Raw genomic sequence first — 25,364 nt, 5'->3', positions numbered from 1 at the left:
CTCAACAGTAGGCCGCACAAGGCTTCTACGGGCAGCGGTCGACGTCGGTTGCCAGAATGCGACCGGCCACCCGTATGCATCTGGTATGCGCCGAACGGGTGGCCTTCAACCCCTACTCCTCGATCGGGAGCGCGACTTCCGCCGCCGCGTCCGGTCCCTGTTCGAGCAGTACGGCGAAGCCGTCCTCGTTCAGGACGGGCACCTTGAGCTGCATCGCCTTGTCGTACTTGGAGCCCGGGTTCTCACCCACTACGACGAATGAGGTCTTCTTCGACACCGAGCCGGTCACCTTGGCGCCCCGGCTCTGCAGCGCCTCCTTGGCCCCGTCGCGCGTGTGGTGTTCGAGTGTGCCGGTGACGACGACCGTCAGCCCTTCGAGGGGCCTCGGTCCCTCGTCCTCGCCGGCCCTCTTTTCCTCCAGAGGGACACCGGCCGCCTTCCACTTACGGATGATCTCTCGGTGCCATTCCTCGGCGAACCACTCCTCCAGTGCCGTCGCGACGATGGCGCCCACGCCGTCGACCGCCGTGAGCTCCTCCTGCGTGGCCTGCTCGATACGGTCGATCGAACGGAACTCACGGGCCAGGGCCTGTGCGGCGACCGGTCCGACGTGACGGATGGAGAGCCCGTTGAGGAAACGGGCGAGCGGACGGCTCTTCGCCTCCTCGATCTTCTGGAGCAGCGCGAGGGTGTTCTTCTTGGGCTCGCCCTTCTGGTTGGCGAAGACCGTGACGACCTTCGGCTCGCCGGTCTTCGGATCGTGCTTCGGCAGACCGCTGTCGGCGTCCAGGACGTACGCCTTGATGGGGAGCAGCTTCTCCACCGTGAGGTCGAAGAGGTCACCCTCGTCGACGAGGGGCGGGTCGGCCGGCTCCAGGGGCCGGGTGAGGGCGGCGGCGGCGACCCCGCCGAAGTGCTCGATGTCCAGGCATTCCCGGCCCGCCAGATACGAGACGCGCTCTCTCAACTGGGCGGGGCAGCTGCGGGCGTTGGGGCATCGCAGATCGATGTCGCCCTCCTTCATCGCCTTCAGCGTCGTCCCGCACTCCGGGCACTCGGTCGGCATCACGAACGGGCGGGTCTCGCCTTCGACGCGCAGGTCCACGACCGGCCCGAGGATCTCGGGGATGACGTCACCGGCCTTGCGGATCACGACCGTGTCCCCGATGAGGACGTTCTTGGCCTTGACGACCTCCTGGTTGTGCAGCGTGGCGAACTCGACCTCCGAGCCGGCCACCGTGACCGGCTCGACCTGGGCGTACGGCGTGACCCGGCCGGTGCGGCCGACACCCACCTTGATGTCGATGAGCTTGGTGTTGACCTCTTCGGGCGCGTACTTGTACGCGATCGCCCAGCGGGGTGCGCGCGCCGTCGATCCGAGACGGCCCTGCAGACGGATCTCGTCGAGCTTGACGACCGCGCCGTCGATCTCGTGCGCCACGGAATGACGGTGCTCGCCGTAGTGGGCGATGAACTCCCGTACGCCGTCGAGGTCGTCGACCACCCTGTTGTGCTCGGCGGTGGGCAGGCCCCAGGACTTGAGGAGGCCGTAGGCCTCGGAGAGACGGGTGAAACCGCCGTCGAAGCCCTCCAGGGCGCCGATGCCGTGAACGACCATGTGCAGGGGCAGGGTGGCCGTCACCTTGGGGTCCTTCTGGCGCAGCGAACCCGAGGCGGAGTTACGGGGGTTGGCGTACGGCTTCTCACCGGCCGCCACTCGGCGTTCGTTGAGGCCGAGGAAGGCCGCCATCGGGAAGTAGACCTCGCCCCGGATCTCGACGAGCCGCGGGACACGGTCGCCCTTCAGCCGGTGCGGAATCTCGGCGATCGTCATGACGTTGGGCGTGATGTCCTCGCCGGTACGCCCGGTGCCACGGGTGGCGGCGCGGGTGAGTCTGCCGTCCTCGTAGGTCAGGTTCACCGCGAGGCCGTCGATCTTGAGCTCGCACAGCAGGTGGTAGTCGGGCGTGCCGACGTCCTTGGCCACCCGGTCGGCCCAGGCGGCGAGGCCCGCGTCGTCGAAGACGTTGTCGAGGGAGAGCATGCGCTCGCGGTGCTCCACCTCGGCGAGGTCGGTCTCGTACTCGACGGCGACCTTCTGTGTCGGCGAGTCCGGGGTGCGCAGTTCGGCGTACTCCTCCTCCAACGCCTCCAGGCCGCGCAGGAGTTCGTCGAACTGCGCGTCGCTGACGACGGGAGCGTCCTTCACGTAGTACCGGAAGCGGTGCTCCTCGATCTGTTCGGCGAGCCGCGCGTGCTTCTCGCGTGCCTCGGCGGGCACCGCTGCCTCGGCGGGCACCGCTGCCTCGGCGGGCACCGCTGCCTCGGCGGGCACCGCTGCCTCGGCGGGTACCGCTGCCTCGGCGGGTACCGATGTGGGCTGTGCGTCCTTGTCGCCGGCCACCGTTTCGTCCTCCCGTTACTCTGGGTTGTCCGCGAGAGATCTCGCCGCCTTGGCGCAGTGGGCGAGCGCCCGGCGCGCGTACTCCGGGGAGACGCCCGCGAGTCCGCACGTCGGAGTGACCGTGACCGCCTCCGCGAGAAGCCCCGGATGCAGCCCCAGCCTGCGCCACAGCGCCCTGACACCCATGACGCTACCGGCAGGGTCCGACAATGGGCCCTCCGTGGTCGGCACGACACCGGCCAACAGCTTCGTGCCCCCTTCCACCGCTTCCCCGATGGCGTCGTCGTCACGTTCGGTGAGCAAGGTGAAGTCGAAGGAGATCCCGGTGACGCCGGCCCTGCGCAGGAGCGCGAACGGGACGTCGGGGGCGCAGGAGTGCACGACGACCGCCCCCTCGGGAGCGTGGACGCCGATGACGTCCCTGAGGGTGGCCTCGATGTGCTGGCGGTCGACGGCGCGGTGCGTGCGGTAGCCGCTCGCGCTCTTCACCTGCCCGCGCAGGACGGCGATGAGGGAGGGCTCGTCGAGCTGGAGGACGAGTTGGGCCGCCGGTGCGCGTCGTCGGACCTCGGCAAGGTGCTGGCGCAGGCCCTCGGCGAGCGAGCCGGCGAGGTCTCTGCAGGCGCCGGGGTCGGAGAGGGCGACCTCGCCGTTCCTCAGCTCCAGCGCGGCGGCGAGCGTCCATGGCCCGACGGCCTGCACCTTCAGCGGGCCCTCGTAACCCTGGGTGAACTCCTCCAGCGCGTCCAGGTCCTCGCCGAGCCACGAACGTGCGCGCTTGGTGTCGCGTCCCGGTCGGTCGCCGATGCGCCAGCCGCTGGGCTCCACGCGCGCGTACAGCTCGACCAGCATTCCGGCGGTTCTGCCGATCATGTCGGCGCCGGGGCCTCTGCCGGGGAGTTCGGGCAGGTACGCCATGCCCGTCTCCGGCCACTCGAAGGTCCCGGTGACGGTCCTGGCGGCTTCCCGGGCGTCACCGCCGGGCATGGAGCCGATGCCGGTGGCGGGGCCGAAGCCGAAGTCTTGTTTCACGCCCCGAAGCCTACGTTTCTCGCCCCCGCCGCCCCTACCCGTCCCTCCCCCACTCTCGGCTTCGCTCGAGCGGGAGGTGCCCTCATCCAGGGGCTGCGCCCCTTCGGCCCCAGCCGCGCGCCCGGTGTGGGCCGGTCGCGCAGTTCCCCGCGCCCCTTGAGGGCCTACGGCCACTCAGAGGCGAAAAGCACGGGCGCAGCCCCTGCTTTTCGAGGGGCGCGGGGAACTGCGCGAGCAACCACGAACCACCCGCAGCCGCCCGATCGCAGTCGTCCCCGAGCTACTGGACGCTCCCGGGGCGCACCGTCAGGTCGTTCACTTCCGCGTCCCGGGGCAGGTCCAGGATCATGAGGATCGTCGTCGCGACCGACTCGGGGGCGATCCACCGGGACGGGTCGTACTCCTTGCCCTCCTGCTGGTGCACCTTCGCCTGCATGGGACTGGCGGTACGCCCGGGGTACACCGTGGTCACCCGCACCCCGTTCCCGTGCTCCTCCCACCGCAGGGAGTCCGCCAGCGCCTTGAGCCCGTGCTTGGACGCGGCGTACGCGGACCAGTCCGCGTGCGCGTTCAGGCCCGCGCCGGAGTTGACGAACACCACGTGCCCACGGGCGGCCCGGAGTTGGGGCAGGAAGTGACGGGTCAGCTCGGCGGGGGCGATGAGGTTGACGTTGAGCTGGTGGCGCCAGGCCTTGGGCGTCAGTTCACCGACCGGGCCGAGGTCGACCACGCCCGCGATGTGCAGCAGCGAGTCCACGTGGTCGGGCAGGCTCTGGTGGGAGAAGGCCCAGGAGATCTTGTCCGGGTCCGCCAGGTCACCGACCAGCGTCCTCGCCCCGGGGAACTCCGCCGCCAGCTCCTTCGCCCGCCCCGCGTCGCGCGCGTGCAGCACGAGGTCGTCCCCGCGCTCGTGCAGCCGTCGGGCGACGGCCGCGCCGATGCCGGAACCCGCCCCGGTGATCACATGAGTAGCCATGCGGTCATGCTCGCATCACCGGAGCGGGACGAGAAACGGCTCAGGCGACGCCCCGGCTCTCCTCCAGGTACGCCATCGCCCCCACCGGCTCCTCCGCGAAGAAGACCAGGTCGGTGAGCGGGCGGGGCAGGAAGCCCTCGTCATCCATGCGCCGGAACTGCTCCTTCAGGCCGTCGTAGAAGCCGGCGGTGTTCAGAAGCACGACCGGCATCTCGGTGTGGCCGTGCTTCTTCAGCTCCAGGATCTCGGTCGCCTCGTCGAGCGTGCCGGTACCGCCGACCATGACGACGACCGCGTCGGCCTTCTCCAGGAGCAGCCGCTTGCGCTCGGCGAGGTCCCGCGCGATCACCATCTCGTCGGTGCCGGGCCGCGCCTTGGCCGCCAGGAACTCGACCGAGACGCCCAGCAGTCTGCCGCCCGCCTCCTGCACGCCGTCGGCGACCACCTTCATCAGCCCGACGTCAGAACCGCCCCACACCAGGGTGTGCCCGCCCTTGCCGATCAGCTTGGCGAACTCCTTCGCGGGGCGCGTGTAACGCTCGGCGAGGTCGGCGGCGGAGAGGAAGACGCAGATGTTCATGCGTCCACGTTAGGGGGCGGCACCGACATCGGGGCTCCCTTGCCCACCGGCTTCCTCCGCCACGGTCACACGGATCTTGGACTGGCGGTGCGGCAGGTCCTCCCAGTCGTCCATGAGGCGGGCGGACAGGCCGTGCCGCCGGGCGAGCTCGACGAGGGTGTCGGTCCGGTAGTAGAAGTCCTCGTGGAGCACCTGGTGTTCCTTGCCCTCGGTGCGGCCGAAGGTGAAGTCGAAGTAGCCGCCGGGGGCGAGGACGCGGCCGACGTGTGCGAGGCACTGCTCGATGACGTGCGGCGGGGAGTGGGAGAACACGCTGTGCGCGTGGACGACGTCGAAGTGGGCGGCGGGCAGGAACGAGAACGTGAGGTCGGCGACGAGCGCCAGGTGAGGAAGTTTGGACTGCAGACCCTCTCGCACGAGGGTGCGCTGGGCCTCCATGAGGATGGCCGGCGAGATGTCGATCCCGTAGTAGTTCCCGGCGTCCAGGTGGTCGATGAACAGGCGCCCGGCCCGCAGGTTCCCGCAGCCGATCTCCAGCATCCGGTGCCGGGGCTCCAGGCCGTGCCGCAGGAGGTAGTCGAACTGCATCCGGCCGATGCGTTCCCACTTCTCGACGGACGGGTTGTGGCCGACGGCGGCCTCCGGGCTGCGTGCCGTGTCGGCGGCCATCACGGCCCGGTAGAACTCGATGTGATCGCGATGCCGCAGCCGCAGCCAGGTGTCACGCGCCACCCGGTGGGCGTGCGCGGGCACGCGCCGGGGATGGCGCAGGGCGTACCGCATCCGGTGGCTGAGACTCCGACGGTTCCTGGACGGATCCCGGGACGGGTCTCCGGGCCCGTCCGGGGACGGGCCCCCGGACGGGCTTGAAGCCTGTTCTGCCGGATCTGCGGCTGTCATGGCGACCTCCTTCACGTCCCTGCGGCCCGCGAAGGCCTCCTGGAAGAGCTCGAGAGCTCACCAAGCAGCCTGCTCCGCGCACACGGAGACGGCTACCCGGGGAGGGACGATCGTGGCCGTGGGCCTACGCGAGGCCCGCCCGCGCGCGCGTGGTGGAGGCGATCGTCGCGGAGCCCACGACACGCGTGTCGTCGTACAGGACGATCGCCTGGCCGGGTGCCACGCCGCGGACGGGCTCCGTGAAGGTGACCTCCAGGGTGCCGTCGACCAGCTCGGCACGGACCTCCGTCTCGCCGCCGTGGGCGCGGAGCTGGGCGGTGTAGGTGCCGGGGCCGCTGGGGGCCGCGCCGCACCAGCGGGGCCTGATCGCGGTCAGGGCGTCCACGTCGAGGGCGGCGGCGGGGCCGACGGTCACCGTGTTGTCCACCGGGGAGATGTCGAGGACGTAGCGCGGCTTGCCGTCGGGGGCGGGGGTGCCGATGCGCAGGCCCTTGCGCTGGCCGATGGTGTAGCCGTACGCGCCCTCGTGGGTGCCCAGGACGGTGCCGGACTCGTCGACGATGTCGCCCTCGGAGCGGCCCAGCCGGTCGGCGAGGAAGCCCTGGGTGTCGCCGTCGGCGATGAAGCAGATGTCGTGGGAGTCGGGCTTCTTGGCGACGGCCAGCCCCCTGCGCTCGGCCTCCGCGCGGATCTCGTCCTTCGTCGTCAGCGTGTCGCCCAGCGGGAACATCGCGTGGGCGAGCTGCCTGTCGTCCAGGACGCCCAGGACGTACGACTGGTCCTTGGCCATGTCGGAGGCGCGGTGCAGCTCGCGTGTGCCGTCGTCCCTGACGACCACCTGGGCGTAGTGGCCCGTGCAGACCGCGTCGAAGCCCAGGGCGAGGGCCTTGTCGAGCAGGGCCGCGAACTTGATCTTCTCGTTGCAGCGCAGGCAGGGGTTCGGGGTGCGGCCGGCCTCGTACTCGGCGACGAAGTCCTCGACGACGTCCTCGCGGAAGCGCTCGGCGAGATCCCACACGTAGAAGGGGATGCCGATGACGTCGGCGGCGCGGCGGGCGTCGCGCGAGTCCTCGATGGTGCAACAGCCACGCGCGCCCGTGCGGAACGACTGCGGGTTCGCGGAGAGGGCGAGGTGGACGCCCGTCACGTCGTGCCCGGCTTCGGCCGCGCGGGCGGCGGCCACGGCGGAGTCGACTCCGCCGGACATGGCGGCGAGCACGCGAAGGGGGCGGGGCTGTGAGGTCTCAGTCATAACCCCTCCAGGGTACGGGGCGCCGGGAACCGAAGCCCGCGAGTATCCGTTGACGCTCTCGTGGGCACCAGAAAGGCATCAAAGGGCAGCGCTTCCGGGGGCACGGGCGGGGACGGGGGCCGACGCGTCGGGCGCCGGGCGCTGCTCATCGGCACGGCCGTGGCCGCCGTCGGTACGGCCGTCGTGGCCAAGGACGAGCTGAAGCGCGCGTGGTGGCGGGTGCCCGGTGTCGCGAAGCCGCGCAAGGAGGGCGAGGTCGACTACACGGGTGCGAAGTGGGTCTCGGCGTCGGACGCGAACTGGCGGCTGGCGGACCGGCCGGACGACTTCGGCATAGACATGGTGATCATCCATGTCACCCAGGGGAGTTTCGACAGTGCCGTGAAGGTCTTCCGGGATCCGGAGCACGGCGCGGCGGCGCACTACATCGTGCGCAAGGACGGCCACGTCACACAGATGATCCGCGAGCTGGACGTGGCGTACCACGCGGGCAACCGGGACTACAACGAGCGCAGTGTCGGCATCGAGCACGAGGGCTTCGTCGAGCGCCCCGAGGACTTCACCGCCGAGATGTACGAGGCCTCCGCGCGGCTGACGGCCCGTGTCTGCGCGCGGTACGACATTCCTGTCGACCGCGAGCACATCCTCGGCCACGTCGAGGTCCCGGGAACGGACCACACCGACCCCGGCGAGGGCTGGGACTGGGACCGCTACATGAAGCTGGTGCGCGCGGCGGCAGCCGCCCAGACCTCGACGCCCACCTGACCCCGTCGCATGGCCTCGACGCCCACCTGACCCCGTCGCATGGCCCCGACGCCCACCTGACCCCGTCGCATGGCCCCGACGCCCACCTGACCCCGTCGCATGGCCCCGACGCCCACCTGACCCCGTCGCCCGGCCGACCCCGACAGCCGTCGCATCGGCGGGGCGGACAGTCAGGTCACAGCGGTGCGAGGGGGCCGGGACAGCGGCGACACAGACCAGTCGGAATGTGACAGGCATCACACGAACGTGTCCGGCGGGAGCCGTCCGCTCAGCGGCCGTCCGATACGTCCCACGCCACGGACTCGACCTGCGGCGGCCTCAACCCGACCTCCCCACACAGGAGTTGAGGAAGGTCACTGCTCACCGCGATCTCACAGCCCGCTCGGTCCGCTCCTAATTTCGCCCCAGTCTTCACACAGTCCTCAGGTCAAGCATCCCGGCTCATGACGAACAACATGGAGCCCACCAGCGGCACGGCCAGTCGTCCCAAGGGCGAACACCGCAAGGGCAAGGGACTGCACCGCCGCAAGTTCCTCGGCGGTATGGCGGGGGCCGGGCTGGCGGCGGTCGCGGTGGCCGGTACGACCTTCTCGCTGCTGACCGACGCGAAGGGCAACAAGGCGGGCGCCGCGACCAACACCGCCTCGCTGAACATCCCGGACCTCCTGGAGGGCACCGCCTCCGACGGCACCACCACGTTCGCACTGACCGCCCAGACGGGCACCCACGAGGTCCTCAGCGGTGTCACCAGCGACACCGCCGGCTACAACGGGTCGTACCTCGGCCCCACCATGAAGTGGACCACCGGCTCCACGGTCCTGCTGAACATCACCAACGACCTCGACGCCGACACCAGCGTCCACTTCCACGGCGCGCACATCCCGCCCGACATGGACGGCGGCCCGCAGAACGCCTTCGCCGCCGGGGAGACCTGGTCCCCCACCTTCGAGATCCTCGACGAGGCCAAGACACTCTGGTACCACCCGCACGCGCTCGGCACCACGGCCGAGCAGGTCGTGCACGGTCTGGCCGGTCTGATCATCGTGGAGGACGAGACCGACGCGTCCGCCGCGCTGCCGAGCGAGTACGGCGTCGACGACATCCCGATCGTCCTGCAGTGCCTGGCCACCGACGCCGCGGGCGACATCAAGTACGACCTGAACGGCTATCTGCGCAACACCCTCAGCTTCCCGGTGCTGTGCAACGGCACGAACGTGGACGACACCACGCTCACGTTCACCGCCACCAGGACCCGCACCCGGTTCCGGGTGCTCAACGCCTCGCCGTCCGACATCATCACCGTCCAGCGCGGTGACGGCGGCACGCTCACCCAGGTCGCCACCGAGCAGGGCTATCTCACCGAGGCCACCGAGGTGAAGTCCATCCGGCTGGTGGCGGGCGGTCGCGCCGAGTTCGTCATGGACCTCGGCGACGCGGTCACGCTGCAGGCCGTCATCACCACCGGGTGGGTCCGTGGCGGCAGCGGTACGTTCGACTTCCTCACCGTCACCCCGGACGCCTCGGACAGCCCCGACGACCTGCCGTCCTCGCTCAACACGATCGAGCGGTACGACACATCGAGCTTCACCGCCCGCGAGATCACCCTCGACCAGGACGGCCTGGAGATGGCGATCAACGGGGCGGTCGGCACCACCATGGACTCCATGGCGACGATCATGACGACGCTCGGCTCCAAGGAGATCTGGACGATCACCAACAACACGATGCTGGAGCACTCGTTCCATCTGCACGACGTGCCGTTCCAGCTGATCGAGATCAACGGCGAGGAACCGACCGGAGTCGATCTCGGCTGGTTCGACACCTACGAGGTGGTCGGCGGCGGCTCCATCAAGATCGCCATGGAGTTCACCGACTTCGCGGACGACACATACATGTACATGCTCCACTGCCACCTCCTCCAGCACGAGGACGAGGGCATGATGGCCGGCCTCATGGTGATGGAGAGCTAGGGCCTGCCGCTCGGATCGTGTCGGCGTCGGGCTGCGGCACCTGATGCCCTGGGCCGGGGAGCCCCAGGACGGCGGCGGGGTCGCGTATCCGCGGACTCGGTGACCGCGGCCCCGCCGTCAACTCACGTGCCGGGCATGGTTCTTCAGCTGAGACCCGCGTTGCGGGCGCGTTCCACCACCGGGCCGATCGCCTTGGCGACCGCCTCCACGTCCGCCTCCGTGGAGGTGTGGCCGAGGGAGAAGCGGAGGGTGCCGCGGGCCAGGTCGGGGTCGGTGCCGGTGGCGAGGAGGACGTGGCTGGGCTGGGCGACGCCGGCGGTGCAGGCGGAACCCGTGGAGCACTCGATGCCCTGGGCGTCGAGCAGCAGGAGCAGGGAGTCGCCCTCACAACCGGGGAAGGTGAAGTGCGCGTTGGCCGGGAGGCGTCCCGCCGGGGCCGGGTCACCGCCCAGGATCGCGTCCGGCACCGCCGTACGGACCGCCTCGACCAGGGCGTCGCGCAGGGCGCCGATCTCCCGGGCGAACCACTCGTGCTGCTCGGCGGCGAGCCGGCCGGCGACGGCGAAGGAGGCGATGGCCGGGACGTCGAGGGTGCCGGAGCGGACGTGGCGCTCCTGGCCGCCGCCGTGCAGCACGGGTACGGGGCTGTACTCGCGGCCCAGCAGCAGCGCGCCGATGCCGTACGGGCCGCCGATCTTGTGGCCGGAGACGGTCATGGCGGCGAGGCCGGAGGCGTCGAAGTCGACCGGAACCTGGCCGAAGGCCTGGACCGCGTCGGCGTGCAGCGGGACGCCGAACTCCTCTGCCACGTCGGCGAGTTCACGGACCGGCAGGATCGTGCCGATCTCGTTGTTGGCCCACATCACGGTGGCCAGGGCCACGTCGTCGGGGTTGCGGGCGATGGCCTCGCGAAGGGTGTCCGGGTGGACCCTGCCGTACGGATCGACGGGGAGGTACTCGACGGTGGCGCCCTCGTGTTCGCCGAGCCAGTGGACGGCGTCGAGGACCGCGTGGTGCTCGACGGGGCTGGCGAGGACGCGGGTGCGGGCAGGGTCGGTGTCGCGACGGGACCAGTACAGGCCCTTCACGGCGAGGTTGTCGGCCTCGGTGCCGCCGGAGGTGAAGACCACCTCGCTGGGGCGGGCTCCGAGGGCTTCGGCGAGGGTTTCGCGGGCCTCCTCGACGGTGCGCCGCGCTCGGCGGCCGGAGGCGTGCAGCGAGGAGGCGTTGCCGGTGACGCTCAGCTGGGCGGTCAGGGCCTCTGCCGCCTCGGGGAGCATCGGGGTGGTCGCCGCGTGGTCGAGGTAAGCCATGGTGAGCCGATTCTACGGGGCCCCGTGCGGGTGACCTCGGGGTGCTCGCGGACTTGGCCGTAAGGCGCCCGGCACTGTCGGCCGCGCCGATCCGTTCGGACCTGCGGAACGCTTGCCCAGAGTTCCGGCCAGGGACTTTCCGCTCTCAGAAGCTCCAGGACACCGTGTTCGTCGTCTGCATCAGGGTGGCCAGGATCACGAGGTCGGCGATGCCCAGGCCCAGGCCCAGGAAGGCACGGCCCCGCCTGGTCGTGCCCCGCTTCAGTGCGACCGCGGCCAGGACGACGGCGATGGGGCCGAGGAAGAGGTTGAGGACGAGGAGGCCGAGCAGGCCGAGGATGAAGGAGGCGACGGCCATGCCGTCGGCGTCCCGGCCTCGGCGGCCGGTGCGGGTGGTGGTGGTCCCGGTCTGCTGACGTGCGGCGGTGAGTTGCATGGTCGGTCTGCTCCCAACGGGCTCTCGGGGAAGGTCGTCCGGTGGACGGCCGGTCGGTGGTGGACGGACGGTCAGTCGGTGGTGCGGCTGTGGCGGGCGTGGCGCTCGCGGTACGCGAAGGCCGCCAGCCAGAGGGCGATTCCGGCCGCCAGGGCGGACGAGACGGCCAGCGGCACATGGGCGACGGTGCCCAGGACGACACCCAGCAGCAGTAGTGCGGCGACGAGGAACAACATGGCGGATTCGCCTCTCGTTTCGGTTCGTCGATTCGGTTCGTCGTTTCGGATCGTTCGTCACGAATGGTTCGTCACGAATCGCGTTCGTCACGGCTGGGTGAACGGTTGTGGTTACAACTGTTCACTGACTGCCAAGTCTAGCGTGTCGCCCGGCTTTGCAATTACGGAGAACAGTTGTTAACTGCATGGCATGAGTCACACTCCCGGCATCCGGCAGGTCCAGAAACAGCGGACCCGGCAGGCACTCATGGACGCCGCGCTCGGTCTGCTGGAGGAGCAGAGCCTCAGCAGTCTGGGGCTTCGCGAGGTCACCCGGGCCGTGGGCGTCGCCCCCACCGCGTTCTACCGGCACTTCCGGTCGACCGCGGACCTCGGTGTCGCACTGGTCGATGAGGTGCTCGGCAGCCTGCACCCGGTACTCGGGGATCTGATGTCGGCGGTGGGCGACAGCGACGAACTCATCGAGCGCGCCGTCGACCTGATCGCCCGCCACGTGGACGCGTACCCCGCACACGTCAGATTCATCGCGCGCGAACGGCACAGCGGGGTCCAGCCGGTGCGGGACGCCATCCAGGGACAGCTGGCCCGGTTCACCGAGGAGGTGCGCGGCGAACTGGCCAAGCGGCCGGAGACCCACGGGTGGACCGACGACGACCGGCTGATGCTCGCGGGCCTGTACGTCGATCAGATGCTGGTGACCGCCTCACTGTTCCTGGCGGCCCTGGACGAGACGGAGGAGGAGCGCCTCCGGGTGACCCGGCTGGCGAGCCGCCGTATGCGGCTGATCAGCATCGGCTGTCGCCACTGGCTGGATTGAACTGCCCGAACACACGGAGGGCGCGCCCGTGAACGGGCGCGCCCTCCTGCTTGCCTGCCTGCCGTTCAGCCTGCCGGTCAGCTGTCCTTGGACGCAGACGCCGAGGCATCCTGGCTCGGTGCCCCGCTCGGAGCCTGGCCGCCCTGGCCCGGCTGACCGCCGCCGCCGGGGCCGCCGCCGCAGCCGCCACCGCCGCCGGGGCCGCCGTTCTGGCCGCCACCCCCCGGGGCGCCGCTCGGGGCACCGCTCGGGGCACCGGACGGCTGGCCCGAGGGGGCACCGGACGGGGCCTGACCGTTCGCGGAAGGCTGGCCGGAGGGGGCGCCCGAGGGGGCACCGGACGGAGCGCCCGACGGGGCCTGGCAGCTCTGCTGGCCGGAGTTGCCGTTGTTCGAGGTGGACGACGACGAGTCGCTGGAGCCGCACGCCACAAGGAAGAGGGGTGCGGCCGCCAGCAGGGCGACGGCGGGGACGAGACGTGCACGCTTCATGAGAGACAGCTCCAAGAACGATGAAGAGTTCGTGGGCGGCATCGAATCAACGCAGCTTTGGGCTCTCTTGGGTTCGCGCTGTGCCAAACCTGTGCGAAGAGCAAAGCGATCGCCAACTCACCACATCTGACCTGGCCTTTCACGCTTCTCTCGCAACTCGGCCCTGATACAGGCTCGTGACAGAGGCGGCCGCGGCCGCCAGTTCGGCGCGCGCTTCAGGAGGGTCCAGCACCTCCAGGTGGTCGGCGAGGACCAGGAGTTGGCGCACCTCGCCGGGCACTCCGTACGACAGCCGCGCGGTCAGCCGCTCGCTCTCGCCGTCGCCCTCGGGCGGCTCCGCCAGCCAGGCCGCCTGGAGGAGCAGGAACGAGTACGACGTGCGCACCCTGCTCAGCCATATCGTCGGCGGCACCTGTCGCATCGCGATCTGCGGTGAGCAGGGGGACGGGCTCGACGTACAGATGCTCGTCGACGGTGTCCCGGACGACGACAGGCCGAGCGCGTACGGGGAGATCAGGCCCCGGGTCCTCAGAGCCCGGGAGAGCGACGAGCGGATGGCGGTGCCCGTGCGGGTCCCGTGGGGCGAGATCCCCGGGCGGGACGTGCTGTCCGCGTACGTCATGGAGATCGTGGTGCACACCTGGGACCTCTCCGGGGCCTGGGGCGACCGGTCGCGGTCGACCCGGAACCGGCCGAGCACTCCCTCGCGGCGGCGCGGGTCGCCCTGCCGGACGGACCGCGTGAGGGCCGTCCCTTCGAACCGTAGGCGTCGGCCCCGGAGGGGCCGACGCCTACGGCCGGATGGCGGCCCGGCTGGGCCGCAGGCCGCTCAGTCCGACAGCCTGACGCGCGCCAGCTGCCGCGACTGCGCGACCAGCCGGTCCGCGCTGTCCCAGACCTCTGCGTCCTCCTCCAGGAAGCCGCCGGCGAGGTTGCGGGTGACGATGGCGACCCGGAGCGGTCCGGGCGCCGGACGGCTCCGGACGTGGACGGTCAGCTCGACCGTCGGGACCCAGCCCATGACGCCCAGCTCGAAGGCGGTCGGCGGCAGCGCGTCCACCGCGAGGAGCAGGGTGAACGGGTCGGCGTCCCGGCCGTCGGCGAGCCCGAACCAGGCCCGCATCTCGCCGTTGCCGGAGGGCGCCCCCAGCGCCCAGCCGAGTGTCGCGGGGTCCAGCTTCAGGAGCAGCCGGTCGGCGAGCGCGGAGCCACCGGGGACGGGGGCGGGGGCATCCTCCGCGCCGAAGCACTGCTCGATCGGCGGGATCGCGGGCGGCTTCGCCGTCGTACGGACGTCGTCCGGGAGGGTGTCCAGGTCGCCGTAGGAGGCGAGGACGCGTATCCGCTCGACCTCGCGGCCCTCGTCGTCGTACTGGAAGAGCGAGGCCTGGCCGGTCGACAGCGTCCGTCCGGTGCGGACGACGGCCGTGCGCACGACGGCCGGGCCGGGCCGGGAGGCGGTCAGGTAGTGCGCGGAGATCGTGAACGGGTCGCCGTGCGGAAGCGCGTCGGCGAGCGCGCGGCCCAGGACGGCGAGGAGGTAGCCGCCGTTGACGGCGCCGGTGATGGTCCAGCCTGCGGAGAGGTCGATGTCGTAGACGCCCTCATCGCGCCGCGTGGCCGTCGTGTCGCGGTCGAACTCGCTGTTACCGATGGTCGCCTGGGATGCCTGAGCCATGGCGGTACCGTACAACAAGTAGATACTAAGCGGTAGCTTATGTGTTGCGGTGACATTTCACCCCGGCCGGAGAGACCTGGCCGTCCCGGCCGGAGAGACCTGGCCGCCCCGGCCGGAGGCAGCCGTCCGCCCCGGCCGGAGGACCCGCTCGTCACCCCTCCTCGACCGCCGCGGACCGCCGGTTCCAGGCCCTCGGCGCCCGCCAGTGGTACCGCATCGCCAGCAGCCGCAGCACGAAGGCCGTGACCGCGGCGAGTGCCGACGTGAGGGGGTTCAGGGCGTCCTGGCTGATGCACAGGACGATCAATCCGGCGCCGACCATCGCGGGCACGGCGTACAGGTCGCGGTCCCAGCGCAGCAGCGAGGGCACCTCGTTGGCGAGGACGTCACGGAGCACACCGCCACCGACCGCCGTGGCGAGGCCCAGGGCTGCGGAGGCGGTCAGACCCAGGCCGTACTCGTGCGCCTTGGTCGTGCCCGCGACGCAGAAGAGGCCGAGGCCGGCCGCGTCGAAGACGTTCACCCCGGTCTGGATGCGCTCCACGTGCGGGTGGAGGAAGAAGACGAGGAGGGCGGCGAGCAGCGGGGTGAGGAAGTAGCCGAGGTCGGTGAAGGCGGCCGGCGGTACGGCGCCGATGACCAGGTCCCGGAACAGCCCGCCACCGAGCGCGGTCACCTCCGCGAGGACGGCGATACCGAAGACGTCGAAGTTCTTGCGGACGGCCAGCAGCGCGCCGGAGATGGCGAAGACGAAGATGCCGATCAGGTCGAGCGGGTAGGGAGACACCCGTACATTGTGACGCAACAACGAGCCCCCGCCTTACATTGCAAGGCGAGGGGCTCGTTCTTGCTTACTTGTCGTCGGTTTCCTCGGCGACTTCGGGCTCCTTGACAACCTTGGTCTCCGTGGGAGCCTCGGGTGCCTTGGCGACCTTGGTCTCCGCGGGCGCCTCGGGCTCCACGGGCGCCTCAGGCGCCTCAGGCGCCTCGGTCTTCTTGACCGCGTCCGGTACCAGCTCGCCCGCCTCCTTCGCGGCCGTCAGCAGGACGACGTCCTGGGGCTGCTGGTCCTCGAAGTTCTCGGGGTGGTGGCAGGCGACCCGCTGGCCGGGCCTCAGCTCGGCGAGGGGCGGCTCGGTGGTCGTGCAGACCTGCGTGGCCTTCCAGCACCGGGTGTGGAAGCGGCAGCCGCTCGGCGGCGCTATCGGCGACGGAACGTCGCCCTTGAGCAGGATCCGCTCGCTCTTGGCGTTCCGACGCTTGGGGTCCGGGATCGGCACGGCCGAGAGCAGGGCCTTGGTGTACGGGTGCATCGGCGTCGCGTACAGGGAGTCCCGGTCGGCCAGCTCCACGATCTTGCCGAGGTACATCACGGCGATGCGGTCGGAGACGTGGCGGACCACCGAGAGGTCGTGCGCGATGATCACGTACGTCAGGCCCAGCTCGTCCTGGAGGTCGTCCATCAGGTTGACGACCTGGGCCTGGATGGACACGTCGAGCGCGGAGACCGGCTCGTCGGCGACGACCATCCGGGGCTTGAGGGCGAGCGCGCGGGCGATGCCGATGCGCTGGCGCTGGCCGCCGGAGAACTCGTGCGGGTAGCGGTTGTAGTGCTCGGGGCTCAGGCCCACCAGCTCCAGGAGGCGCTGGACCTCCTTCTTCACCCCGCCCTCGGGCTCGACGCCCTGGAGCTTGAACGGCGCCGAGACGATGGTGCCGATGGTGTGCCGGGGGTTCAGCGAGCCGTACGGGTCCTGGAAGATCATCTGGATGTCGCGGCGCAGCGGGCGCATCCCGGCGGTCTTGAGGTGCGTGATGTCCGTGCCGTCGAACTCGACCTTGCCGCCGCTCGGCTCCAGGAGACGGGTGATGAGCCGGCCCATGGTGGACTTGCCGCAGCCGGACTCCCCGACGACGCCGAGGGTCTCGCCCCGGCGTACCTCGAAGTCGATGCCGTCGACGGCCTTGACCGCCCCGACCTGCCGCTGGAGCAGGCCCTTTTTGATGGGGAAGTGCTTGACCAGGCCCTCGACCCTGAGCAGCGGTGTCTCGTCGTCGTCACGCTGGGCCGGCACGGCGGCCCGGGTATCGGTCTCGCTCACAGCTTCGGCGCAATCTCTTCGGTCCAGATCCGCGTACGGTCCTCCTGCGACAGGTGGCAGGCGGTGAAGTGCCGGCCGCCGACCTCGCGCAGGTCGGGGCGCTCGGTGCGGGTGATGTTGTCCTTGGGGAGGTCCGCGTAGGGGCAGCGCGGGTTGAAGGCGCAGCCCGAGGGGACGTTGATGAGGCTCGGCGGCTGGCCCTTGACCGGGATGAGCCGGTCGGTCTGGGCGCGGTCGATGCGCGGCATCGAGCCGAGCAGGCCCCAGGTGTAGGGGTGCTGCGGCCCGTAGAAGATGTCGTCGACCGGCCCGCGTTCCACGCAGCGGCCGCCGTACATCACGAGGATGTCGTCGGCGATCTCGGCGACCACGCCGAGGTCGTGCGTGATGATGACGACCGCGGAGCCGAACTCCTTCTGCAGGTCCCGGATGAGGTCCAGGATCTGCGCCTGGACGGTGACGTCCAGGGCGGTCGTGGGCTCGTCGGCGATCAGCAGTTCGGGGTTGTTGACCAGGGCCATGGCGATCATGGCGCGCTGGCGCATACCGCCGGAGAACTCGTGCGGGTAGCCGTCGACCCGCTTGTCGGGCTCCGGGATGCCGACGCGGTCGAGGAGTTCGATGGCGCGCCTGCGGGCGACCTTCTTGCTGACGTCGTGGTGGACGCGGTACGCCTCGACGATCTGGCTGCCGACCTTGTAGTACGGGTGCATCGCGGACAGCGGGTCCTGGAAGATCATCGCCATGTCGCGGCCGCGCAGCCGGCGCACCTCGTCGGGGCTCGCCCCGACGAGTTCCTTGCCGTCGAGCCAGATCTCGCCGGACATCTGCACGTTCTTGCCGCGTGCGCCGAGGCGGTGCAGGCCCATGATCGCCAGCGAGGTCACCGACTTGCCGGAGCCGGACTCGCCCACGATGCCGAGGGTCTTGCCCTTCTCCAGCTGGAAGGAGAGGCCGTCGACGGACTTGACCATGCCGTCGTCGGTCGGGAAGTGCACCTTGAGGTCGCGCACTTCGAGGAACGCCCGGGGGGCGTCCCCGGCGCGTGCGGGCTCGCCGACGGCGGCCCCGGTCTTGGACAGTTCGGTCACGAGAGCCTCACCCGCGGGTCGATCGTGGCGTACAGCAGGTCCACCACAAGGTTCATGAAGACGACGAAGAACGCCGCGAGCAGGGTCACCCCGAGGATCGGGGGCAGGTCGTTGGCGCTGATCGACTGGACCGCGTACTCGCCGATGCCGTGCAGGGAGAACACGTACTCCGTGATGAGGGCACCGCCGAGGAGCAGGCCGACGTCCATGCCGAAGACGGTCACCAGGGGGGTCAGCGCGGCCCGCAGACCGTGCTTCACGACCACCTTGCGCTCACGCAGGCCCTTGGCCCGCGCGGTGCGGATGTAGTCCTCGTTCATCGTCTCCAGCATGCCCGAGCGGGTGAGCCGGGCGTAGATGGCCGAGTAGAGGAGCGCCAGCGAACACCACGGCAGGAACAGGGTGTTGGCCCACTGCGAGGGGTTCTCGGTGAAGGGGACGTAGATTCTGCCGAAGATCTCCAGCTTGTAGCTGAACAGCAGCAGGGCGAGCTGTCCGGTGAAGAACATGGGCAGGGAGACGCCCGCGAGCGCCACGCCCATCGCGGCCCGGTCGAAGAACGAGCCGGGCTTCAGGGCCGAGATGACACCGGCCGTGATACCGCCCAGCAGCCACAGCACGGCGGCGCCGACGGCTAGCGAGATGGTCACCGGCAGCCGACTGGTGAGCTGCGGCCAGACCTCCAGGTGGTCCTTGAAGGAGTAGCCGAAGCAGGGGGCGTCACAGCGGACCGTGGTGGGCCCCAGGTCGTACGTGGCACCGGAGACAACGCCCTTGATGAAGTTCCAGTACTGCTCGTAGACCGGCTGGTCCAGGCCGAGGTTCCGCTTGACCGCCGCGATGTCCTCGGGCGAGGGGTTCTTGCCGATGTACTGCTGTGCCAGCTGGTCGACGGTCTGTCCGGCGAGCTTCGGCAGGATGAAGAAGATGCCGAAGGTGACCGCGGAGACGACGAGCAGCAGGATCACCGCCGCGATCGTCCGGCGGATGATGTACGAGATCACGAGGACCGGCGCCGGCGCCCGCGGGTGTGATCACCCGCGGGCGCCAATGCCTTCACCTGCCTTCCGGGGCTACTTCTTTTCCTTGGCACCGATGTTGAGGTAGTCGTACTGACCGCTGAAGGCCGAGGACGACACCAGGTTGGTGGCGTACGGCGAGCGGTACAGCAGGACCTTGAAGTAGGTCAGGGGCACGATGACGGCCTGCTCCATGACCTTCTTGTCGACCTCGGTGTACGCGGCGGTGCGGGCGGCCTCGTCGGTGTTGCCGATCGCGTCGTCCAGCAGCTTGTTGACCGCGGGGTCGTCAAGCTCCGACAGGTTGGTGTTGCCGGACTGGCCGATGGCCTTGCCGTGCACGATCTGCTGCAGGAAGCCGTAGCCCGTGGGCCAGTCGGAACCCCACTGCATCATGATGAGGCCGATGTCGTTCTTCTTGTTGAAGGACGGCACACCCGCGTAGTCGGAGAAGTACTTGCCCGACGGGTACTGCTTGATGTCGGCCTGGATGCCGACCTTCTTCAGCGCCTCGGCGATCGCGGTGGCCGCGTCGACCTCGCCCTGACGGTCGGTGCGGGCGGAGATGGAGGTCTTGAAGCCGCCCTCCTTGCCGCAGGCCTTCAGGCTCTCCTTGGCCTTGGCGACGTCACCCTTGTTGCCCGGGGTGGCGTACAGGTCGGCCTTCTCGTAGCCCGTGACGTCCGGGGGCAGCACCGTGGAGGCGATGTCACCGCGCTTCGGGCCGCCCATGACGGTCTGCACGGCGGTCTTGTCGATCGCGTACTCGACGGCCTTGCGGCAGTCGACGTTGTCGAACGGCGCGACCTTGGTGTTGATCGCCGTGTAGACGAGGCGGCCACCGGACGCGTTGTCCGTGTTGGCCAGCTTGTCCTTGTCCTTGAGGACCTCGGCCTGGGTCTGGGCGTCGACACCGGTGCCCTGGATGTCGATCATGGTGTCGCCGGCCATGACGTCCTTGTCGATGGTGGCCTTGTTGACCTTCAGGTTCACCACGATCTTGTCCGGGTACTGCTTGCGCAGCGGGTCCGTCTTGGCGTCCCACTCCGTGTTGCGGACGAGGACGATCTGCTTGCCCTCGTCGTACTTCTCGAACTTGTACGAGCCGGTGGAGACGACCTTCTTGGTGTAGTCGACGCCGGTGTCCTTGGCCTTCGGCACCGGAGCCGTCTGCGGCATGCTCGCCAGGTAGTCGAACTCGGAGAACGGCTTGTTGAGCTTGAAGACGATCGTGTGGTCGTCCGGGGTCTCTATGGAGGAGATGCCCTTGTCGCTCTTGTCGGCGTAGGGCCCCTTGTACTTCTTCGGGTCGTCCAGCATCTGCTGGAAGTAGTTCGGACCGAGCGAGAGCACGTCACGCGAGAAGTTCGAGCGCTCCACGGCGTACTTGACGTCCTTGGAGGTGACCGCGGTGCCGTCCTCGTACTTGACGCCCTGGCGGATCTTGTACGTCCAGGTCTTGCCGCCGTCGCTGGGCGTACCCGCGCTCTCTGCCAGGTCCGGGACGAGCTCGTTGCCCGCCTCACCGGCGCCGGGCTTGAACGTCATCAACGGACGCGCGTAGAGGCGGCTGAAGTTGAAGCCGTACGCGTAGTACATGTTGCCCGGGTCGAGGGACTCGGGGGCGTCGGAGCTGGCGTAGGTGACCGTGCCGCCCTTCGCCGTGGACTCGTTGACGACACCCTTGGTCGCGGCGTTGGCGCCGGCGCCCTTGGGGGTGTCCTCCGTGCCGTCCTCCGCCTTGCTGCAGGCGGACAGAAGCAGGCCGGCGCTGCTCACAACCGCGACAGCGGCCATTGCTGACCTTCGCATGATGGTCGGGTTCTCCTTCGTAGTTGGACAGTTGCGTGGGACTACGGGCCACAACCGGGCCGCGGTCGCAGACGTCAGCGGCTGCGGGGGTCGAGGGCGTCCCGGAGGCCGTCACCGAGGAGGTTGAAGGCCAGCACCGTGATGAAGATCGCGAGGCCGGGAACGATCATGTACTGCGGGTCGACCTGGAAGAAGTCGACCGCGTCGTTGAGCATGCCGCCCCAGGAGGCCTGCGGCGGCTGGATACCGACGCCGAGGAAGCTGAGCGACGCCTCGAAGATGATGTTGGTCGGGATGAGCAGCGTCGAGTAGACGATGATCGGCGCGACCAGGTTGGGCAGCAGCTCCTTGAACAGGACGTACGGGCCGCCGGCCCCCATCCCCCGCGAGGCGTCGATGAACTCCCGCTCGCGCAGTGCCAGGGTCTGACCGCGCACGATGCGTCCCATGTACGGCCAGTTGAAGAAACCGATGACGAAGATGAGCACCGAGATGTGGAGCGGCAGTCCTTCGAGACCGAAGGCGCCGCCCTGGAGCGTCGCGGAGATGGCGATGGCGAAGAGCAGCAGCGGGAACGCCAGGAAGGTGTCCATCAGTCGGCTCACGATGGTGTCGACCCGGCCGCCGTAGTAGCCGGCGACCAGGCCGAGCACCACTCCGATGACGTTGGACAGGATCGTCGCGCCGAAGGCGACGACCAGGGAGACCCAGGAGCCCTCCAGGACGCGGGCGAGGATGTCACGGCCGAACTTGGGGTCGACCCCGAGCGGATGGTCCCAGCTCATCCCGCCGAAGTCGCCCTTGGGCAGGGAGGTGTTGGCGTCGATCAGATCCTGGTTGAAGGTGTTGGGGTCGAGCCCCAGCATCGACTGCAGCGGCCGGGAGAGGGCCGCGATCAGGATCAGCAGGACGACGATGAGACCGCCGGCGACCGCCACCTTGTCGCGCTTGAAGCGGGTCCAGGCGATCTGGCCTAGCGAACGGCCCTCGATCTTCTTGGCCTCGACACCTTCCAGCACGGCTTCGGGCTGCGCCTCGGCCTGCGATCCGGTCGTCTCAATGGGTGCGGTCATCGTCCCTCGTGCTTGCCCGTGCCGGTGGTTGCCGACTGTGCCTGACGGCCGCCCGGATCTGCGGTGCGGTCCGTCACCACTGCTGTTCTCTCTGTCGCTCTGTGTTACTGCTTGGTACGAGGGGAGACGCGGCATCGAACTTCGCCGTATGAACAGCGCGTTCGTCCGATCCCCCCATCGCTCTGGGGGAGTCTTCAACGGTCGCGCGATCAGGCACCAGACCCGGCGGCGAATGTATGCGCAACCGTGATGTGGCCAGCAGGGTTCCGCTATCCGGACGAGACGCTCTGTTGAGCGGTGGGCACGACAGTGACACGTGACCCGGGCCACGGCATGAAGGGGCGAGGCGGCCTGCGCGGAGCGCGAGCGCTCAGTACGCGCGCGGGTACCCGTATCCGCCCGCCGCCGGGGCCTGCGCCGGGGCCGCATGGGCTTCGCGGTCGTAGAAGGGGCGGGCGCCGGCCCGCAGCCACATGGCGACCGGGTCGTACTCGTCGGACATGGCGACGGTGGAGACGGGCAGGCCGTCGGGGACCGCGCCGATGGACTGCTGCATCATCCCGCGCACCGAGTCGACGGCCGGCGGTGAGGTGTCGTACACGTCGAGGCCGATGGCCAGGTACGGCGCGCCGAGCGCGGGCTGCACCCAGGCGCGGCGCAGCGAACGCACGGCGGGCGTGCGGTGGGCGTTCTGCGTCAGCAGGGCGTAGAACTGCGGGATCTCGATGGCCGGCTCGGACAGCCGGAGCGGGCCCGCGGGCTGGCGCTCCAGGCCCGTGGCGATCCGGCGCAGGTCGAGCCAGGGGATGCCGACGCCGCCGCCCGGCGCGTGCGGGTTCAGCCAGAGGCCGTAGTGGTCGGGGTAGAGGGTGCGGGCCACGTCGAGGCCGTCGACCACCTCGTAACTGCGGTTCCAGCCACTGGCGGAGAGCTCCTGGGCGGAGGTGACGCACGGGGCGTAGTTGAACCCGTCGACCTCCATGTTCCCGTACTGCGCGTCCGGGGAGCCGGCCTGGCCGTGCCAGAGGAGCATCCAGATCTGGCCGGAGGACGGGGTGGCGAGGGCACGCAGCAGCGCCTCGTAGGCGTCGTAACGCCCGGGCGTCACCTGCCGCAGCATGTGCTCGACCTGCCCGGTGGCGATGCGGCTGCCGCTCGCGCTCACGTTGGCCGCCCTTCGATGTGGACCGTGGTTGGTGTTGGACCCTGGTTATAGGAACCAGCTTAGGTGGTGTGCAGGTTGAGCCGGTCAGGGCTCGGGGGTTGTTGTGCGTTGCGGGCCGCGGCGCCGTCGTGGCTGGTCGCGCAGTTCCCCGCGCCCGTAAATGAATCCGGTCAGTAACCCTGTTGGTAGAAGGGCCGTACTTTTTCGCGGAGCCAGTCCCCCACCGGGTCCTGGGCCACGTCCAGGAAGACCATGTTGACCGGCCAGGGGACGGGGGTCTTGGTCAGGGCACGGCCGAGGCCGGCCAGGGGGAGTGCGCGGTCGGCCTCCCAGGAGGCCAGTTCGACGCCGATGAACATGACGGGGTCGGCAGTCTCGACGGAGGCGAGGCAGCGGCGGGCGGAGAGGACCACTCCGGTCGCGGCGAACTCGGCCGAGGCGGCCGCGAGGAAGTCCACGGGGTCGTCCTGCCAGTCCGGCTCGAACAGCCGTACGCGGGCGCCGTTCGCCGATCCGTCCAGCGGGGTCCGCCCGGCCCGGCACAGCTCGGCCACGGCGGGCGGCGGCAACGGCATACCGACGACACCGTCCGGGTTCAGGGCGAGGCCGATCTGCGGGGGCAGGCCGCGCGCGAACTCGACGGCCGGGGCGATCGTGAACGACATGTGACTGCCGGCGACCTGGCGGAACTGCTCCTCGGAGCTGAAGACCGGCACATACGCCTGGCCGTCGAACTCCATCGTGGGCAGATCGAGCTGACCGCTCTGCGGCCCGCCGCCCTCCGGCAGCGGCACCCAGACGAAGCTGCGGGCCAGCACCTCCACGATCCGCGCCCCGGCCTGGGGCACGCCGAGCGACGCGGACAGCACCTCCTCGAGCTCGTTGCCGGGCCACCCGCCGTGCCCGTGGGGATGTGCCTGTGCCGGAAAGTCCGCCGGGAAGTCCATCTGCTGCCTACCGCTTTGCTCCGTGATGCTGTTGTCCCTGCACCTTAATGCCACCGACTCGCCGGGGCGCCCCTCAAGGAACGCGGGACAGCGCCGACCGGCGGCTCGGCCGCGTGGGCGCGACCAGCCACGCCGTACCCGCGGTCCGCGACGCACAGCACCCCCGACGCTCTCCCGGATCTCACCCCCCGAAGTCGATCCGCTTCAAGACGTCCGCCGCGGCCCGATCGATGATCACCGCTGCCCCGCACCCCTCCGGCAGCCTGCCCCGCTCCGCCGCCCGCAGCAGCTGCCTCATCGCCCCCCTGTGCCGGGCGAAGGCGTACCGCGACACGCCCCTTCCCCGCTCCCGCTGCCCGTCCCGCGCCTCGTCGGGCGTCACGTCGAGCAACAGCAGATGCAGGGTGCCGCCCCGCCTTCTGGCCTCACGCGCGAGCCAACTTCGTACCCACGCCTGCGCCCCGCAGTCGTGCACGACGACGCCCTCCCCCGAGCGGAGGGCACGCCGCAGGCCCGCGTAGTGCGCGAGGCGCACGAAGGGCCGGTAGGCCGCGTACGGCAGGTGGCGGGCGAAGCGCGCGTCGAAGCGGTCCCGGGTGTCCTGGGAGTCGATCCGGACGCCGGGCACGGACCGCCGCATCAGCGTCGACTTGCCGCTGCCCGGGAGCCCGGTGACCACCACCAGGTCGTCCGGTCCGAAGGACAGTCCGTGGGGGCTCCGCCCAGCACGCTCCCTGAGGTCGCGGACGACCGGCCTCGGGAACGGGCCGCACGCCTCACCGGCCGGTACGACGGGCTGCTTGGGCATGGCGATGCCCGAAGTGGTCGCGTACGCCGTGGTCCTGTTCACCGTGATCGTCCTCCCCAGGGGAATGGGTATGGAGTCCCATCCCCACAGACCGTAAAGAAAAGGTAATGCCCGATCCCTCCTGGTTCAGTCCTCGTATGGCCACAAGACTGCTACGGACCGCTGTGTCTGCCTGTGCTCGTCGTGTCCCCACCTGTGAAAGGTCCCCCTGCCGCACCACGTCGATGCGTGCAATGATGTGCGCGCCAACTGCATACCGGCCGCTTGAATCCGCGCGGGAGAGCTCCCAGCAGTCTCGCTGGGGCGCCGAAGGAGCAAGTCCCTCCCTTGAATCTCTCAGGCTCAGATACCGCGTGGGCGAGGCACATCTGAAAAGCGGGCCGCACCTCTTCTTGCGCAGAGGACGGCTCCACCCAAGGTGCAAACCATGACCACCAGTACGTGCGGTCGTGGTGAACCTCTCAGGTTCCGATGACAGATGGGGAGGATCGCCCTCG

Annotated in this window: 24 protein-coding genes and 2 riboswitches; of the genes, 3 read left to right on the top strand and 21 right to left on the bottom strand. The window is 69.8% G+C overall.

Annotation, left to right across the window (positions count from 1 at the left end):
- Window positions 1-112: 112 nt before the first annotated feature.
- The 6 genes from ligA to mnmA all read right to left on the bottom strand — a co-directional run bounded on the left by ligA (window position 113) and on the right by mnmA (window position 7,144).
- On the bottom strand, window positions 113-2,317 hold the full coding sequence (ligA, locus tag OG858_RS32190; protein ID WP_319267831.1) for an NAD-dependent DNA ligase LigA: 2,205 nt from the start codon (window positions 2,315-2,317) through the stop codon (window positions 113-115).
- A gap of 102 nt (window positions 2,318-2,419) precedes the next feature.
- Window positions 2,420-3,391, bottom strand: a complete 972-nt coding sequence (locus OG858_RS32185; RefSeq protein WP_408059500.1) for a methionine synthase — start codon at window positions 3,389-3,391, stop codon at window positions 2,420-2,422.
- Between the two features lie 325 nt (window positions 3,392-3,716).
- Window positions 3,717-4,412 (bottom strand): SDR family oxidoreductase, encoded by a 696-nt coding sequence (locus tag OG858_RS32180; protein ID WP_319066621.1) that lies wholly within the window; start codon window positions 4,410-4,412, stop codon window positions 3,717-3,719.
- A gap of 40 nt (window positions 4,413-4,452) precedes the next feature.
- Window positions 4,453-4,992 (bottom strand): LOG family protein, encoded by a 540-nt coding sequence (locus OG858_RS32175; RefSeq protein WP_086747195.1) that lies wholly within the window; start codon window positions 4,990-4,992, stop codon window positions 4,453-4,455.
- A gap of 9 nt (window positions 4,993-5,001) precedes the next feature.
- Window positions 5,002-5,775 (bottom strand): class I SAM-dependent methyltransferase, encoded by a 774-nt coding sequence (locus OG858_RS32170; RefSeq protein WP_086747196.1) that lies wholly within the window; start codon window positions 5,773-5,775, stop codon window positions 5,002-5,004.
- A gap of 241 nt (window positions 5,776-6,016) precedes the next feature.
- Complete coding sequence (mnmA, locus tag OG858_RS32165; protein ID WP_319066619.1) at window positions 6,017-7,144, bottom strand: tRNA 2-thiouridine(34) synthase MnmA; 1,128 nt, start codon at window positions 7,142-7,144, stop codon at window positions 6,017-6,019.
- Window positions 7,145-7,204: 60 nt separating this feature from the next.
- Here mnmA and OG858_RS32160 point away from each other — a divergent pair, with 60 nt between their 5' ends.
- Both OG858_RS32160 and OG858_RS32155 read left to right on the top strand, forming a co-directional pair.
- Window positions 7,205-7,909 carry an N-acetylmuramoyl-L-alanine amidase gene (locus tag OG858_RS32160; protein ID WP_319066617.1) on the top strand — a complete coding sequence of 235 codons (705 nt, stop codon included), beginning with the start codon at window positions 7,205-7,207 and terminating at the stop codon, window positions 7,907-7,909.
- 443 nt (window positions 7,910-8,352) lie between these two features.
- Entirely contained in the window at window positions 8,353-9,879 is a 1,527-nt protein-coding gene (locus OG858_RS32155) for a multicopper oxidase family protein (RefSeq protein ID WP_086748495.1), read from the top strand.
- A gap of 143 nt (window positions 9,880-10,022) precedes the next feature.
- On the opposite strand, the gene OG858_RS32150 is transcribed toward OG858_RS32155, so the two are convergent.
- The 3 genes from OG858_RS32150 to OG858_RS32140 all read right to left on the bottom strand — a co-directional run bounded on the left by OG858_RS32150 (window position 10,023) and on the right by OG858_RS32140 (window position 11,864).
- Complete coding sequence (locus OG858_RS32150) at window positions 10,023-11,192, bottom strand: cysteine desulfurase family protein (RefSeq protein ID WP_319066616.1); 1,170 nt, start codon at window positions 11,190-11,192, stop codon at window positions 10,023-10,025.
- Window positions 11,193-11,337: 145 nt separating this feature from the next.
- A complete protein-coding gene (locus OG858_RS32145) occupies window positions 11,338-11,628 on the bottom strand; it encodes a DUF4190 domain-containing protein (protein ID WP_086748493.1) in 291 nt (96 codons plus the stop codon).
- A 71-nt stretch (window positions 11,629-11,699) separates the two neighbouring features.
- On the bottom strand, window positions 11,700-11,864 hold the full coding sequence (locus OG858_RS32140; RefSeq protein ID WP_037695778.1) for a hypothetical protein: 165 nt from the start codon (window positions 11,862-11,864) through the stop codon (window positions 11,700-11,702).
- Window positions 11,865-12,054: 190 nt separating this feature from the next.
- On the opposite strand from OG858_RS32140, the gene OG858_RS32135 reads away from it, so the two are divergent.
- The gene (locus OG858_RS32135) at window positions 12,055-12,681 is read left to right on the top strand and encodes a TetR family transcriptional regulator (protein ID WP_086748492.1); all 627 of its coding nucleotides are present in this window, start codon (window positions 12,055-12,057) and stop codon (window positions 12,679-12,681) included.
- Between the two features lie 77 nt (window positions 12,682-12,758).
- On the opposite strand, the gene OG858_RS32130 is transcribed toward OG858_RS32135, so the two are convergent.
- The 12 genes from OG858_RS32130 to OG858_RS32075 all read right to left on the bottom strand — a co-directional run bounded on the left by OG858_RS32130 (window position 12,759) and on the right by OG858_RS32075 (window position 24,909).
- A complete protein-coding gene (locus OG858_RS32130; protein WP_319066615.1) occupies window positions 12,759-13,172 on the bottom strand; it encodes a hypothetical protein in 414 nt (137 codons plus the stop codon).
- A 139-nt stretch (window positions 13,173-13,311) separates the two neighbouring features.
- Complete coding sequence (locus tag OG858_RS32125; protein ID WP_319066614.1) at window positions 13,312-13,794, bottom strand: hypothetical protein; 483 nt, start codon at window positions 13,792-13,794, stop codon at window positions 13,312-13,314.
- A 207-nt stretch (window positions 13,795-14,001) separates the two neighbouring features.
- The gene (locus OG858_RS32120; protein WP_408059439.1) at window positions 14,002-14,850 is read right to left on the bottom strand and encodes a thioesterase family protein; all 849 of its coding nucleotides are present in this window, start codon (window positions 14,848-14,850) and stop codon (window positions 14,002-14,004) included.
- Between the two features lie 151 nt (window positions 14,851-15,001).
- A complete protein-coding gene (locus OG858_RS32115) occupies window positions 15,002-15,637 on the bottom strand; it encodes a trimeric intracellular cation channel family protein (RefSeq protein WP_060890653.1) in 636 nt (211 codons plus the stop codon).
- A gap of 64 nt (window positions 15,638-15,701) precedes the next feature.
- Window positions 15,702-16,952 (bottom strand): ABC transporter ATP-binding protein, encoded by a 1,251-nt coding sequence (locus OG858_RS32110; protein ID WP_086748489.1) that lies wholly within the window; start codon window positions 16,950-16,952, stop codon window positions 15,702-15,704.
- On the bottom strand, window positions 16,949-18,043 hold the full coding sequence (locus tag OG858_RS32105) for an ABC transporter ATP-binding protein (protein WP_086748488.1): 1,095 nt from the start codon (window positions 18,041-18,043) through the stop codon (window positions 16,949-16,951). Before OG858_RS32105 ends, OG858_RS32110 begins: the two co-directional genes overlap by 4 nt.
- Window positions 18,040-19,047, bottom strand: coding sequence for an ABC transporter permease (locus OG858_RS32100; RefSeq protein ID WP_086748487.1), 1,008 nt, complete (start codon window positions 19,045-19,047; stop codon window positions 18,040-18,042). The genes OG858_RS32105 and OG858_RS32100 overlap by 4 nt, the downstream gene beginning before the upstream one ends.
- Window positions 19,048-19,116: 69 nt before the next feature.
- Entirely contained in the window at window positions 19,117-20,874 is a 1,758-nt protein-coding gene (locus OG858_RS32095) for an ABC transporter substrate-binding protein (RefSeq protein WP_179200980.1), read from the bottom strand.
- A 74-nt stretch (window positions 20,875-20,948) separates the two neighbouring features.
- Complete coding sequence (locus tag OG858_RS32090; protein ID WP_086748485.1) at window positions 20,949-21,947, bottom strand: ABC transporter permease; 999 nt, start codon at window positions 21,945-21,947, stop codon at window positions 20,949-20,951.
- Window positions 21,948-22,317: 370 nt separating this feature from the next.
- Window positions 22,318-23,112, bottom strand: coding sequence for an enhanced serine sensitivity protein SseB C-terminal domain-containing protein (locus tag OG858_RS32085; protein WP_086748484.1), 795 nt, complete (start codon window positions 23,110-23,112; stop codon window positions 22,318-22,320).
- A 170-nt stretch (window positions 23,113-23,282) separates the two neighbouring features.
- A complete protein-coding gene (locus OG858_RS32080; protein WP_086748483.1) occupies window positions 23,283-24,059 on the bottom strand; it encodes an enhanced serine sensitivity protein SseB in 777 nt (258 codons plus the stop codon).
- A 181-nt stretch (window positions 24,060-24,240) separates the two neighbouring features.
- Window positions 24,241-24,909, bottom strand: a complete 669-nt coding sequence (locus tag OG858_RS32075) for an AAA family ATPase (RefSeq protein WP_319066610.1) — start codon at window positions 24,907-24,909, stop codon at window positions 24,241-24,243.
- A gap of 223 nt (window positions 24,910-25,132) precedes the next feature.
- Window positions 25,133-25,229: riboswitch (glycine riboswitch) on the top strand.
- Window positions 25,230-25,355, top strand: a riboswitch (glycine riboswitch).
- Window positions 25,356-25,364: the final 9 nt, after the last annotated feature.

The sequence above is a fragment of the Streptomyces europaeiscabiei genome (assembly GCF_036346855.1).
GTDB classification, from domain to species: domain Bacteria; phylum Actinomycetota; class Actinomycetes; order Streptomycetales; family Streptomycetaceae; genus Streptomyces; species Streptomyces europaeiscabiei.
This window is presented reverse-complemented; position numbering and strand designations above follow the sequence as displayed.

Excerpts from the sequence above, each read along its gene's own strand:
- OG858_RS32185 (WP_408059500.1), bottom strand. The coding sequence starts at position 3,391 with ATGCCCGGCGGTGACGCCCGGGAAGCCGCCAGGACCGTCACCGGGACC.
- OG858_RS32180 (WP_319066621.1), bottom strand. The coding sequence starts at position 4,412 with ATGGCTACTCATGTGATCACCGGGGCGGGTTCCGGCATCGGCGCGGCC.
- OG858_RS32175 (WP_086747195.1), bottom strand. The coding sequence starts at position 4,992 with ATGAACATCTGCGTCTTCCTCTCCGCCGCCGACCTCGCCGAGCGTTAC.
- OG858_RS32170 (WP_086747196.1), bottom strand. The coding sequence starts at position 5,775 with ATGCGGTACGCCCTGCGCCATCCCCGGCGCGTGCCCGCGCACGCCCAC.
- mnmA (WP_319066619.1), bottom strand. The coding sequence starts at position 7,144 with ATGACTGAGACCTCACAGCCCCGCCCCCTTCGCGTGCTCGCCGCCATG.
- OG858_RS32155 (WP_086748495.1), top strand. The coding sequence starts at position 8,353 with ATGACGAACAACATGGAGCCCACCAGCGGCACGGCCAGTCGTCCCAAG.
- OG858_RS32150 (WP_319066616.1), bottom strand. The coding sequence starts at position 11,192 with ATGGCTTACCTCGACCACGCGGCGACCACCCCGATGCTCCCCGAGGCG.
- OG858_RS32145 (WP_086748493.1), bottom strand. The coding sequence starts at position 11,628 with ATGCAACTCACCGCCGCACGTCAGCAGACCGGGACCACCACCACCCGC.
- OG858_RS32140 (WP_037695778.1), bottom strand. The coding sequence starts at position 11,864 with ATGTTGTTCCTCGTCGCCGCACTACTGCTGCTGGGTGTCGTCCTGGGC.
- OG858_RS32135 (WP_086748492.1), top strand. The coding sequence starts at position 12,055 with ATGAGTCACACTCCCGGCATCCGGCAGGTCCAGAAACAGCGGACCCGG.
- OG858_RS32130 (WP_319066615.1), bottom strand. The coding sequence starts at position 13,172 with ATGAAGCGTGCACGTCTCGTCCCCGCCGTCGCCCTGCTGGCGGCCGCA.
- OG858_RS32125 (WP_319066614.1), bottom strand. The coding sequence starts at position 13,794 with ATGACGTACGCGGACAGCACGTCCCGCCCGGGGATCTCGCCCCACGGG.
- OG858_RS32120 (WP_408059439.1), bottom strand. The coding sequence starts at position 14,850 with ATGGCTCAGGCATCCCAGGCGACCATCGGTAACAGCGAGTTCGACCGC.
- OG858_RS32095 (WP_179200980.1), bottom strand. The coding sequence starts at position 20,874 with ATGCGAAGGTCAGCAATGGCCGCTGTCGCGGTTGTGAGCAGCGCCGGC.
- OG858_RS32090 (WP_086748485.1), bottom strand. The coding sequence starts at position 21,947 with ATGACCGCACCCATTGAGACGACCGGATCGCAGGCCGAGGCGCAGCCC.
- OG858_RS32080 (WP_086748483.1), bottom strand. The coding sequence starts at position 24,059 with ATGGACTTCCCGGCGGACTTTCCGGCACAGGCACATCCCCACGGGCAC.